This window comes from Pseudoalteromonas sp. AWM4_233 (genome assembly GCF_056158285.1).
Genome location: NZ_JBSWSZ010000001.1, coordinates 1,190,597 through 1,203,312, shown reverse-complemented (window position 1 = coordinate 1,203,312; position 12,716 = coordinate 1,190,597). Strand labels below are relative to the sequence as shown.

10 protein-coding genes are annotated in these 12,716 nt (G+C 40.3%); 1 reads left to right on the top strand and 9 read right to left on the bottom strand.

Translation table 11 applies throughout. The features are described 5' to 3' along the window. Positions 1–34: 34 nt before the first annotated feature. The 9 genes from ACXAC4_RS05235 to ACXAC4_RS05195 all read right to left on the bottom strand — a co-directional run bounded on the left by ACXAC4_RS05235 (position 35) and on the right by ACXAC4_RS05195 (position 11,784). Entirely contained in the window at positions 35–754 is a 720-nt protein-coding gene (locus tag ACXAC4_RS05235; RefSeq protein ID WP_475159559.1) for a LytR/AlgR family response regulator transcription factor, read from the bottom strand. Next, a complete protein-coding gene (locus tag ACXAC4_RS05230; RefSeq protein ID WP_475159557.1) occupies positions 748–1,788 on the bottom strand; it encodes a sensor histidine kinase in 1,041 nt (346 codons plus the stop codon). Before ACXAC4_RS05230 ends, ACXAC4_RS05235 begins: the two co-directional genes overlap by 7 nt. A gap of 205 nt (positions 1,789–1,993) precedes the next feature. Then, positions 1,994–3,508, bottom strand: a complete 1,515-nt coding sequence (locus ACXAC4_RS05225) for a polyamine aminopropyltransferase (RefSeq protein ID WP_475159556.1) — start codon at positions 3,506–3,508, stop codon at positions 1,994–1,996. Continuing rightward, entirely contained in the window at positions 3,508–4,323 is an 816-nt protein-coding gene (locus ACXAC4_RS05220) for a hypothetical protein (protein WP_475159554.1), read from the bottom strand. The genes ACXAC4_RS05225 and ACXAC4_RS05220 overlap by 1 nt, the downstream gene beginning before the upstream one ends. Before the next feature lie 8 nt (positions 4,324–4,331). Continuing rightward, positions 4,332–5,168, bottom strand: coding sequence for a DUF350 domain-containing protein (locus ACXAC4_RS05215; protein WP_475159552.1), 837 nt, complete (start codon positions 5,166–5,168; stop codon positions 4,332–4,334). 142 nt (positions 5,169–5,310) lie between these two features. Continuing rightward, a complete protein-coding gene (locus ACXAC4_RS05210; protein WP_475159550.1) occupies positions 5,311–8,088 on the bottom strand; it encodes a methyl-accepting chemotaxis protein in 2,778 nt (925 codons plus the stop codon). A 236-nt stretch (positions 8,089–8,324) separates the two neighbouring features. Then, positions 8,325–9,518 (bottom strand): ABC transporter permease, encoded by a 1,194-nt coding sequence (locus ACXAC4_RS05205; protein ID WP_475159548.1) that lies wholly within the window; start codon positions 9,516–9,518, stop codon positions 8,325–8,327. Beyond that, entirely contained in the window at positions 9,515–10,453 is a 939-nt protein-coding gene (locus ACXAC4_RS05200) for an ABC transporter ATP-binding protein (protein WP_349285785.1), read from the bottom strand. Before ACXAC4_RS05200 ends, ACXAC4_RS05205 begins: the two co-directional genes overlap by 4 nt. A gap of 155 nt (positions 10,454–10,608) precedes the next feature. Next, the gene (locus ACXAC4_RS05195; protein ID WP_475159545.1) at positions 10,609–11,784 is read right to left on the bottom strand and encodes an MFS transporter; all 1,176 of its coding nucleotides are present in this window, start codon (positions 11,782–11,784) and stop codon (positions 10,609–10,611) included. 77 nt (positions 11,785–11,861) lie between these two features. Between ACXAC4_RS05195 and ACXAC4_RS05190 the strand changes: the two genes are divergently transcribed. Further along, positions 11,862–12,668 (top strand): AraC family transcriptional regulator, encoded by an 807-nt coding sequence (locus ACXAC4_RS05190; RefSeq protein ID WP_475159543.1) that lies wholly within the window; start codon positions 11,862–11,864, stop codon positions 12,666–12,668. Positions 12,669–12,716: the final 48 nt, after the last annotated feature.

Genomic DNA, 12,716 nt, shown 5'->3' with positions numbered 1-12,716 from the left:
GAGCTTTCCTATTGATTTTAGATGGTTAGATTAGCTATCGCATTAGCTTGTCTTTGAGTAATCGTCCGCCATTTCGGCTACTGATTACTTCTACTTCTGATTGATAAAACTTGATTAAATAACCGCCTGTTACCCAGCGGTCCATTTGTTTGATTTCTTTGATATTCACAATGCCGTTTCGGTGAACTCGCAAAAATTGAGAAGGTAATAAAGTCATTAATTCATCAAGAGAGTGATCAAGCGGATATGAAACTTCAGAGCCATACGCAATCGCTTGACCATGCTCTAACTTAATTGCACAAATATCGGACACTTTTACTAAGGTCACCTTATCGCCTACTTTGCTAACTAAACTATATTCTTCCATTTCTTGAAATTCTGAGGTTTTGTTATTGAGCTTGTCGTTGACTCGCGATAAAGCCAAGAATAAACGCTCGTCTGTATAAGGCTTCAATAAATAATCGGCGGCACCGATTGTAAAAGCCTCCACTGCAAATTCACTATATGCAGTGCTAAAAACACATTCACCTTTAAATCCAAGCTGCTTCAGAGACTTTACCAAGCTCACTCCGCTGGCGTCAGGCAGATTAATATCGACAAAAAGCACATCTACTTTCGACAATTCACTTGAAGCCAAACATACCTTTACTGATTGACATGTAAACAACAAAGCGTGAGTACATACTCGGCTTAACTGGGCTTTGAGCTTTTCTAATGCTGGCAGTTCGTCCTCAACAATAGCGATATTTAGCATGCCATACTCCCTACTTGTAATTTAAACTCGACACTTGCTCCTCCTTCTGGGGAATTGCTGAGTTCTAGCCTTGAGCCTGCTTCTAATTCTAACCTTGCTTGAGTGATCTCCAGCCCAAAATGCGCGACTTTGTTTTGTTCAAGCCTTTTATCTCTTATATCAGTGTTTTTAAGGTGGGCATTAGCTAAATCAGATTCAGCAAAGCCAATGCCATTATCACGCACATTAAAAAGCATATATTGGTTGTCACGTCGTACTGTGATCCAAATACGCAGCGGCACCGACTTACCATGCTTTATGGCATTTTCTATGAGAGGTTGAAGCAGCATGGCAGGCACAACTTCATCAAGCAAGTCTTCGTCAATGTCGAAGGAAATATTGAGGTTCTCACCGAACCGACTGCGCTCGATATCACACCATTTATTTAGGATTACCAGTTCGTCACTCAACTTGACCCAGGCTTCCTTAGTTGTTGGTTTATTTGCCTGGTTTAACCCTGATTGCGACAATGAATAACGCAAAACGGATGCCAGATCATGTACTAAGTCTTCACAGCGTGTTGGTTGAGTGCGCGCAAATGACGCTATGGTATTCAAACTATTGAATAGAAAGTGTGGGTTTAATTGAGCGTGCAGCAAGTTGATTTCTGCTTGTTTCCTTAATTGCTGCTCTAATTTGAGATGCTTTTGAGCCAAATAAAATTTAACTGCAACAAATATCATTGTGCTCCATGGCAAGCTGATTAAAACTGCCTCTTTCAAGCCGATGATAGACACTGGTAGCAACTTAGCCCTTATCAAGCCAAAACATAGTGCCCCCAATAGCATCAGACTATGAAAAGTTAAGAATTGAACAAACCAACTTGCTATCAAGTATTTTCTTATCAATACATAAGTGCCCATCATAGGGAACCAGTACATACAAACTACAGCATTGAGTGCTGATATAGGTATTTTAAGTGAAGGTAACATCCCTCTTAGAACCCAATCAGAAAGGCTAATAGCTAGACTGATCATGGCTATCAGACAGAGCATTATTAATTTTTCTTTTAATGATAATTGTATGGTGCGCATAATGTTTTCTATTGTTTAACTGACGCTTATTTTACTTAGCGACTAAATATTGGCACGTACAAATTAAGTGAATGGTTAATTTTTTGGGATGAATGGGAGCATAAAATATTTTAGATAAAATTTGCTTAACGAAGCTATGAGACGCTCAATTAAGCAAATTCTGTGGCTAATTCCAGTACTTCCAGCCTTTTAAGTAATAATAGAGCACACTGGGGTTATCGAGCGTTGTAATGTCTTGTTGTTGATTCTCAAAATCAGGAGGAATAGTAAACAACATGGCTTCTAGCTCTGTTTTATAGAAACGACTTTCAATATCGTGATTAACCGGTTGTTGGCACATATGTTTACAAGCCATTATAAAGCCCCATTCTCCAAAAGAAGGGACATTAACACGATATGGAGCCACTCTATTAAAACCTGCGGCAATCGCAGTATTATGGATGGACCAAAATGCATCTCTGGCAAAGAAAGGACTGGTTGCCTGCGTCACCATCAGACCATGCGGATGAAGTCGACGCTTTAATTGTTGGTAGAATTGCTTACTATATAATCTCGCTAAACTGATTGTTTTAGGATCAGGTAAATCAATCAAGATTAAATCGTATTCTTTTTTATCTTCGGCACTATAAACAAAACCATCCTGATGAATTACATCAACTTTGGTGCTGTTGAGTGAATCTTGGTTTAGCGCTTTTACATAGTGATTCTCACGAGCAAGCTTGGCAACTGCTGGGTCCAAGTCGACTAAGGTGATCTGCTCTATCGAGTCATACTTAAGCAGTTCACGTACCGCCAACCCATCAGCCCCTCCTAAGAGCAAGACCTGTTTTGGCTGATGTAGCCTTGCCATAGCAGGATGTACCAAAGCCTCATGATAGCGGTATTCATCGATCGATGAGAATTGTAAACCGCCATTAAGGTACAAACGGATGTCATTCTTAGAGCGCGTCAGAACCAGTTGTTGATACTGGGATTGTTCTGAATGAACGACATGGTCTTCATAAACACGATTATTCCAAATCTTATTCAGCTCATTACTGAAAATGAATGTTCCTACTAAAATCAATGAAACCAAAGTAAGTGCCAGTCGCAAGACATTTTTGCGGGCAATGCTCAAATGCTCGGCAAAATACCAAAGTAAGGCAAGTGCAATTGTTAAATTCATCATGCCAAAAGCCAATGATGTTTTAAATACACCTAGCCAAGGTAAAAGTAAGAAAGGAAATAACAAGGTTGCCAATAAGGCCCCGAAGTAATCTATAGATAAGACATTAGAAATATTGGTTTTTAAGTTGTAATGCTTCTCCATTAAGCGACTAAGCAAAGGAATTTCTAAGCCTATCAATATACCTATCAGAGCTGTTAACACCACCGAAGATAACTGTAATGACAAATCAAATGCGTAAGAGAAATAAAGAATAGGGACACTCATGCCCCCTATTAAAGCCAGAACCAACTCAAACCCTATAAATGAGCCAAGCAGCTTAGTATCAGACACCCAGCGGGATAAATACGAGCCGACGCCCATAAAGGCCATGTAAATACCAATAGTCAGAGAAAATTGGGTGATGCTATCGCCCAAAAAATAAGCCCCAGTTGTCGCTATAAGTAACTCATATATGATTGAGCATAAACCAGCGATGAAAATGCTAAAAAGCAGAATATGGCTTTCGCGGATCACTATTTACCACCACGTCCTGAACCAGTTCTAAACTGGGCACTTTTTAAACTGTGTTCACGAAGTTGCTTATCAACATAGATATGACGCTTACCATGAGAGTAACTTAGCCAATCAATGTCAGCATCATCTTCATGCATTGCCCATAATGTTAAGAAAAATGTTGGCACTGCAAAAAGTAGAATAGCGGTCTTTACTTGCATTGGTTCAGTGCGCATACCTAGAGCAGCCTCTTTGGCGATCCGTCGAGCTCGTTTTCTTTCGAAGCTACTATAGCCATTTTCATAACGGTGCATGATGATAAGCAGGCAGATCACAGTTATAACTCCGCTTATCCATAACATGACTTTGAGTTTTCGACTATCTCCATTTAGTGCGAGAATACGAAAGTTAAAAGAAGATTTACTGTATGCATTTCTAGAAGAAGACATGTCATGAATATATGCAACATATTCACCTTTACTTGGGAAACGCTGCTTGTATTCAAGGTGCGTATGATACTCCGTCCAACGACCATCAGAATCTCTGCCTGACTCGGCCCATAGTTCATCGGTATAAGCAAATAAATAATTGCCCTGTGCGTCGTAGATTTCTATATCAATACTTTTCCAGGAGTTCATTGCCACTGAACCTTTAACTTCAAAAAGCATTATTTGCCCGTCATTTGGCACTCTAAACTTATAAGGTTTATCTTTTTTCGAATAAGTCGAGCCACTTGCAAAAGGCTTAATTTGCTCAGGTGAGTCTAGATGACCAATCATGAGCCAACAATAGATAAATGTAATCGTAGAGATCACAAAAAGTTTATTGATAGACATGGCAACTCCTAAAGAGCAATTAAGATTGCCAACGCAATACCAATAACCATCGCGCCCTCAATAAGCGCAACAGCTACATTGTTTTCTGCAATTACTTTATCGAGCGATATACTGGGAAGCAAAAGCTTATCAAAAGCTAATCTGAAGATAGGCAGGCACAAAAAGGCAATCACGCTATCGATTGCAAATAAGGTCAGACTTTGTTGCCACGACACAAACTCACCTGCAATTGCATGAAATAAAATGATACCCAGCGCGATCAATGTCGCAGAAAAACTAATACCAGCAGCAAGATTTTGGTTTTTTAACTCACTCTGAAGATCGAATTGAGTGATAATGTCATACAGTTTCGCAAAAACAACTAAAAGACACTGGCCTAGTGCATAAAAAACAAGGGCTGATGACCAAGAGCCTTCTCCAGATAAAGCGCCTCCGATTAATAAACCACTGCTAATATAGCTCGCAGCTTGCACAAAACCTGTCGCTAAATTTTGTTTTTCAATTAAATGCTTTGTATTACAAAAAGTAGGCAATAAAAATTTATCATTGATTACACGAGACAAAACAAGTAATAACATGCCACACGTGCTATAAATCGCTACATTAATCAGATCTGTAACGAGCCCAGTAGATGGACCGCTAAGCACCGATAAATAGATGATAGTGACAGCCAATAAATAGCCTGAAATTGAAACTGCCAAAGAACGATTCTTCTGCTCAATAAGTTGCGAAAAAGTGCAATATGGTGTCGTAAAGTTGTACACCCATTTTGCAGAAAACACCGTGAATAAAAACAGTACTAAAAAGCTGCTATTGACTAAATAGTCGTTTAAATAAACTTCCATATTATTGTTTCTTATTAAAATTTTTGCGGATTTTAGCAGTAAGCTGTTTGCGTGACAAACTTTAATCATTAAACAGAACGCAACAAATAAACGAAGTAGAGATAAAGAGAGAAATTGCTTCTCTCTTGATATTAATTTTCACTTATGCGCTGAGGGTATTCACTAGATAAGTATTTTTAGACGCTGAATTTGATGTAAGTAGTAACTGACTTTGATCTGTTTCAAAATTTGACACATGATCAAGTAAATGGCTTGCCTGCTCACGCATATCTTTACTTGCACTGGTCGATTGGGCAACCAAATGCATATTGTTTTGCGTTAGGTTATCAAGCTGTGCAACCGTTGCAGACACCGCAGAGATGGCTTCAGACTGTTCTTGGCTAGCCTTAGTTATTTCACCAATCATTTTGTTAACATCACCGACAACAGAGATAAGATCTTTAAATTTCACCCCAGACTCAGCAACCAAAGCACTGCCATTGTGAACCGCTTCACTACTATCTTTAATTAAGATTTTTATCTCTTTCGCCGCAGAGGCACTGCGCTGAGCAAGGTTACGAACTTCACTCGCTACTACAGCAAAGCCTCGCCCCGCTTCTCCGGCTCTTGCCGCTTCCACAGAGGCGTTTAAGGCTAATAAGTTCGTTTGGAAAGCGATTTCATCAATCACTCCAATAATGTCCGAAATGCGCTTACTGCAGTTTTCAATGTCTGACATGGCGTTTACGGCAGTAGATACTGTTTCACCACCTTCTTCAGCATTTTGCATTGCATCAGCCGCACGAAGCGAAACATCTGCAGCACTGCGAGCATTTTGCTGAACTGTGGTGGTAAGCTCTTCCATAGTCGATGCGGTTTCTTCTAAGCTTGCAGCCTGACTCTCAGTTCTACGACTTAACTCTTCATTGCCTGATGCGATATTTTGCGCGCCATTATTTACCATTTGCGACGCTTGAGTTATGTCTATCACCATTTTATTGAGGTTTTGCATTAGACCATTCATCGCATCTCTCAAGATATTAAACTCTGCACCTAAATCTTCATCAATGCTTTGTCCAAGTTTACCGTCAGCCAATGAAATGATTGCTTGTTTAATACTTCGTATAGCCAGCTTTCTTTCAGTGATGTCAGTTGCATATTTAACAACCTTGTATGGTCGCCCTTCACTGTCTAAGATTGGGTTGTATGACGCTTGGATCCAAATTTCGCTGCCATCTTTCGCAAAACGTTTATATTCGCCACTGTCGTAGAGACCTTGGTTTAACTTTTGCCAAAACTGGGCATACTCGTCGCTTCTGGCATATTTAGGCTCTGCAAAAATACTGTGGTGCAGCCCTTGGATTTCATCTAGAGCATATCCCGTTGTTTTAAGAAAATTCTCATTTGCAGTAATGATGGTACCATCAAGATTAAACTCTATCACGGCTTGAGATTTGTCAATCGCTTGCAATTGCCCTGCAAAGTTTGCACTTTGCTGCTTTTGTTCTGTGATATCACTGGCAAACTTAACAACTTTTATTACTCTGCCACTGGCATCAAAAATCGGGTTGTAAGTCGCTTGGATCCAAATCTCTCGACCACCTTTTGCCAAACGCTTATATTCGCCAGAGTCAAATTCGCCATTGTTTAACTTTTGCCAAAACTGCTTATATTCAACACTGCTTGCATAATCAGGCTCAGCAAACATACTGTGATGTTGCCCCTTGATCTCTTCAAGCTGATACCCTGTCGTCAATAAAAAATTATCGTTGGCTGTGATGATGGTGCCATCCATATTAAATTCGATGACCGCTTGAGACTTACTGATCGCGTGTAATTGACCTTCATAGTTGGCACTTTGCAACTTTTGCTCAGTGATATCTGAGGCGTATTTAACGACTTTAAATGGCTTGCCATTTAAATCAAAAATCGGGTTATAAGAAGCCTGAATCCAAATTTCTCTGCCCCCTTTCGCCAGGCGCTTGTATTCACCAGAACTAAACTTGCCTGCATTCAATTGCGCCCAAAAAACGCGATAATCTTCACTTTGTGCATAATCTGGCTCAGCAAACATGCTGTGATGTTTTCCCTGAATTTCATGTAAACCATATCCCATCGCCGCTAAAAAGTTTTCATTCGCCGTAATGATGGTGCCGTCCATGTTAAACTCTATAACTGCCTGAGATTTACTTATAGCATCTAGTTGACCTTGGTAGTCAGCAGCTTGCTGCTTACTCTCAGTAATGTCTGAAGCATATTTTACGACTTTATAAGGCTGATTGTTTTTATCAAAAATAGGATTGTAAGTAGCCTGTATCCAAACTTCTTTTCCGCCTTTACCTAAGCGCTTATATTCGCCGGAACTAAACTCACCTCGGCTCAACGCAGCCCAAAAGTCGGCATATTCTGCACTTTGCGCAAACGCTGGTTCAGCAAACATACTGTGATGTTGGCCTATTACTTCATTTAAACTGTAGCCCATTACATGAAGAAAATTTTCATTTGCATGGAGAATATATCCTTGCAAATCAAACTCAATCACTGCTTGAGAACGCCCAATTGCTTCGAGTTGACCTTTTTGATCAACACTTTGCTGTTCGTAAGCATCCACATCAGTTAAAGATAAGATAATTAAACTCTCATTGCTGAAGCTGATACTCAATGAAAACCATTTTGCTTGATTGTTATTGCAATTCACTTGAACAAGCGCATTATTGCCTGCTTTTTGTAATTCATTTAAGTCAGCATCAAAAAACGCTTTATAGCTCTGATTTTTTACATCAAACAAGGAGTAATCCGTTTTTGATAAGAAGAACTCACTGGCATTTTCGATCGTGCCTGAGCTGTTTATTTCAAGAAATGCATGTGTTTGAGAGAGAAGATCAAGTTTAACTTGAAGCGCTTGAGAAATTTCGCGCTCTTTCCTTGAGTTAAAAAACATAGGTATTCGTTCTTTAGCTGTTTATATTACTAAAAACAATAGTTGAATATTTTCTTCAAGCCAAGACTCTAATTGTTACTAAATAATGATTTTCAGATAAATATGCCTGTTTTAGTTCCTAAATTAGATAAAAATAATTACTTTCGCATGAAAAAAGAAGATCAGTTAATAAAAACCAAATAAAGAAACACAAATAAAAAAGGCTGAATAAATTCAGCCTTTTACTATCGTAACGATTAAGATTTAACAGCGATAGCCCATTTCATCATGGTTTTGAAGTCTGGCTCTTTACCATACATGGTCATCCCCATCTTAAACATGCGTGCCGCCATATTGCGAATAACAATACAGCCAAGCAATGAGCTGATGAAGGCAATGGCTACTTGCCAAAATGCCACATCAATTAACGCCATTTTCATTGGCATAAAGACAAATGCCGTTAATGGGAAATAACTTAACACAGTCACAGCCAAGCTACTTGGACTGTCCATCATCATAAAACCAGCCACAATCGGGATCAGAGGTATCATCATAAACGCTGACTTACCACTGTGGTTTGGGTCATCTATCGCTGCGGCAATGGCGGCAATAAATGCCGTACACATATAAATGCCCACGAGTACAAACGCAATAAACCAAGGTAGAACAGTAAAGTCGAAAATGCTGAAATCAAGCGCTCTACCTTTTAAAATAACCTGTGTAAATGCAAAAACTAATAATGTAGTAATTGCAGTCGTGGTCATGGCTTTCACTGCATGTAACACCTGCCCGATGATTTTACCTTCAATCCAAGTTTTGGCATCCATACACGAATAAAGTTGTTCCGTTACTCGCTGTTGCTTTTCGCCAGTAATTGCAACAAACACTTGGCCGAAAGTCATAAACACACCGACGGCCATCAAAAATAGTAATCCTTTAGCGGTAATTGAAGATTGTTGCATCGCATCTTTGACTGCTTCATCAAGATAGTTTGTTTCAAACTGAAGTGGCTGTTCAAGTAAAGCCAATTGATTTGGGCCAAGATTTAAAGAAGCGGCAACATTTGAACGCGCATAGTCGTTTAACTGGACTTGCAAGTCATTTTGCCAAGACATTTTACCTTGAGAATATAAAGTCACTTGCTGCGGTAACGCCTGTGAAGCAAAGATCAATGCACCGTCAATATTGCCCGCTTTGACTTCAGCAATAAGCGCATCGTTCGATTTTGATTCTGTTCTAAACACAAAGTCATCGTTTAATTGAAGACCCTGTAATTCAATATTAGAGACGATTTGCTGCGGCTCAGGCTGATAAAGCACTTGGTTATGCCATAAATACATACCTAGCGCCACCAGCAACATAATTGATTTGCCAATGAGCTCTTGCTTCCATTTAAAGAATTGCATGAACTCCCATTTTGCCACAGTCAGGGTTTGATTTAATCGACTCATGCGGCTTCTCCTTTTTGTACTGCTTGATCCGCTTCAATGGCGTGTAAGTAGAGCTGGTGTAAATCCATTCTTTGGCTATCGATAAACGCGATATCACCTAACTCAGGTAAATGCGCTAATAATTGATTAAGTTGATCTGCGCGCTCGGCACGAATTGCCAAAGTCGTGTCATTCAGTTGCTCAACTTCAAATTGCGTCAACTTATTGCTCGCTTCAATTCCATTCACTGCGTGGGTGAATGTCACCTTCAAAGCACTCCCCACACCCACTTGTGATTGAATGTCTGCCAATGTGCCATACAACACACTTTGTCCGTGGTTCATCAGTAACATTCTGTCAGCCAGTTTTTCAACCATCGACATTTGGTGTGCGCTCAGAATAACCGTCATATTCTGTGCTTTTAATTCTTTTAAAAACGACACAACCTTTTCTTGGTTCACCGGATCGAGTCCTGAGAATGGCTCATCGAGTAATACCAATTGTGGTTTATGCAATACAGCACTGATTAGCTGCACTTTTTGTTGGTTTCCTTTAGACAGGCTTTTAAGTTGGTCGTCTTTTCGCTCGAGTAAATCAAAACGTTCGAGCCAATAATCAATGCGCTCTTTGGCTGTTTTTTTATCTACCCCACGTAACGTTGCAAAATACATCAGGTTCTGTGCCAAAGATTTCTCTAAATAGAGGCCACGATCTTCAGGCAAATAGCCTAATTCTGAGGCTGGAATAGACGTGTATTGCTCACCATTGACTGTAATTGTGATTTGACCTTCGTCGGCCTGAGTAAAGCCTACAAGCATGCGCACAAGAGATGATTTACCGGCACCATTGGGGCCAAGCAGTGCAAACACCTCACCTTGTTGTACTTCAAAGCTGAGACCATTTACGGCGGTCACTTCTTTGTAATGCTTGCTGATGTTGTCCACTTTGATATGCATAACGTTCCCTATGAATAAACATTTGGCTCGATTATAACCACAGAGCAGCAATGATAGACAGACAGAAACGTTACAGATTATGAACAAATGTAAAATGATAAAGTCTTTAACGTACGCTCATCTTGACGACAACATGAGCGTACGAAGCTAAAAACTTATGCTGTTTGCTCACTTTGAGCTTGATGCTTTGCCAAATGCCCGCCGATAAACTGACTCATAATTAAAGAACACCCAGCCAAACCCGCACCAAAGTAAAACACCAGTGAGCTATCGTATAACCATACAACCCCAAAGCTTGCAGGAATGATCACCGCCGCAATGTGATTTATGGTAAAGCTCACACCGGCCGTAGCGGCAATGTCTTCAGGCCGGGCAATTTTTTGAAAATAGGTTTTAAGGGCTATGGCCATGGCAAAAAACAAATGATCTACCACGTAAAGCACCGCAGCAAACTCCGCCGACTCCACCAGCGCATAACCGACAAATACCAACACTAAACCCGCGTATTCAATGGTTAATGCTTTTTGCTCACCAATTCGACCTATCATCTTACCAATCATTGGCGCGGCAAAAATATTAATTACGTGATTGAACATATACAGCATGGTTATTTGCGCCACATCGAAACCAAACTTTTCCACCATCAAGAAACCCGCGAAGACCATAAAGATTTGGCGACGTGCACCTGAGAAGAACAGCAAAATATAATACAAGCTATATTCTTTTCTCACGATTAACTTTTTATGTTGCACATTCTTCTCAGGAAAATGCGGAAAAGCGCCCATCATAAATAATGTTAGTAACAAACCTACGCCACCAAAGAATAAATAAAGCCCTTGATAGACGGTACTAAAGAAAGTCACACCTAGCCAAATTAAGGCAAAGGTTGCCAATGAAGCCATGGATTTAATCGACATCAATTGACCCAGTTTTTGTGGTGCTTCATCTTTGCTAAACCATTGTAAACTCAAAGATTGATTTAAAGTTTCGAAGTAGTGAAAGCCAATCGACATGAGTACCGTTGTGGCATATAGCCCATAAACACTCGGGAATAACCCAGTTAACGCCACGCCAACCGACAATAAACATAAACTAATTAGCGCAAAGGTTTGCTCTTTTAATACCAATAAAATAAAAACCGCTGTGAATGCTAACAAGCCTGGTATTTCTCGAAGAGACTGCAACATGCCCATATTGGCACCATTAAATTGTGCCGCCTCTACTGCAAAATTATTTAATAAAGCGTTCCACGCCGAAAACGTGACCGCCATGACAATGGTTGCAATAGTTAAAAATCCAAACGGTGACTGCCACTGTTTATTCTGTTCCACTTTTCCCTCACATAAGCACTTTGATTAAAACGCAAGCACATTGTATGCTGTGCACAGTGTGACCAAAATACAAAGTTATGACAGATAATTTATCAAATCAGCCAAGTTCGAGCTGGGTGAGTGTTAAAACACGCTTTAACCTAAAAGCCCTTGGCAAGCCTATCTACCCAAGAGCCACTGAAATGCCGCCTTGGCAGCATGTGCAAGCTCACTCACATACTTGGGGGCAACTCGCTTATACCAGCGATGGGGTGTTAGGTGTGCACACGCCAGCGGGTAAATTTGTTATTCCCCCAGATCAAGCTTTGTGGATCCCCCCCAACCTTCCTCATGAGACCTTTTGTCGTTATGGCGGGCATTTTAGAAGTGTTTATATTGACGAAAAATATGTAAAAGTATTAGGTAATGAGGCCAAACTGCTCCATGTGAATGAATTACTTAAAGCGATGATCTTAGAGGTATGTAACTGGCCTCCCAACTACCAACCTGACGATAAAAAACTGCGCTTTACCCAAGTGTTCATTGACCAATTAGAATGTGCCCAAACCAGCAGCTTCTTTATGCCCACCGCACAAGACGACCGCTTATTGCCTATTATTGCTGAGTTACACGCAAACCCTGGCTGCAATAAAACCCTTGAACAATGGGGCGAACTGGTTGGCGCGTCGACTCGCACACTTAATAGGTTATTCCATAAAAGCTTTGCTATGAACTTTAGCCAATGGAAGCAAAAATTAAGAGGTCTTCGTGCGGTTGAAATGATTGAAGCAGGTTACACACAACAAACGATAGCCGAGCAGCTGGGTTTTGAGTCTAGCTCGGCGTTTAATACCGCATTTAAAAAGGTATTTAACTGTACCCCTGGGCAATATTTGAAACGTTAGAATCGCTCAGCTAGCGCTCTAATCACGAGCTGAGCGTATGACTATTAG

Bases quoted from the DNA above. Each gene is read 5' to 3' on its own strand.
- ACXAC4_RS05235 (WP_475159559.1), bottom strand. From the start codon at position 754: ATGCTAAATATCGCTATTGTTGAGGACGAACTGCCAGCATTAGAAAAG.
- ACXAC4_RS05230 (WP_475159557.1), bottom strand. From the start codon at position 1,788: ATGCTCTGTCTGATAGCCATGATCAGTCTAGCTATTAGCCTTTCTGAT.
- ACXAC4_RS05220 (WP_475159554.1), bottom strand. From the start codon at position 4,323: ATGTCTATCAATAAACTTTTTGTGATCTCTACGATTACATTTATCTAT.
- ACXAC4_RS05215 (WP_475159552.1), bottom strand. From the start codon at position 5,168: ATGGAAGTTTATTTAAACGACTATTTAGTCAATAGCAGCTTTTTAGTA.
- ACXAC4_RS05210 (WP_475159550.1), bottom strand. From the start codon at position 8,088: ATGTTTTTTAACTCAAGGAAAGAGCGCGAAATTTCTCAAGCGCTTCAA.
- ACXAC4_RS05205 (WP_475159548.1), bottom strand. From the start codon at position 9,518: ATGAGTCGATTAAATCAAACCCTGACTGTGGCAAAATGGGAGTTCATG.
- ACXAC4_RS05200 (WP_349285785.1), bottom strand. From the start codon at position 10,453: ATGCATATCAAAGTGGACAACATCAGCAAGCATTACAAAGAAGTGACC.
- ACXAC4_RS05190 (WP_475159543.1), top strand. From the start codon at position 11,862: ATGACAGATAATTTATCAAATCAGCCAAGTTCGAGCTGGGTGAGTGTT.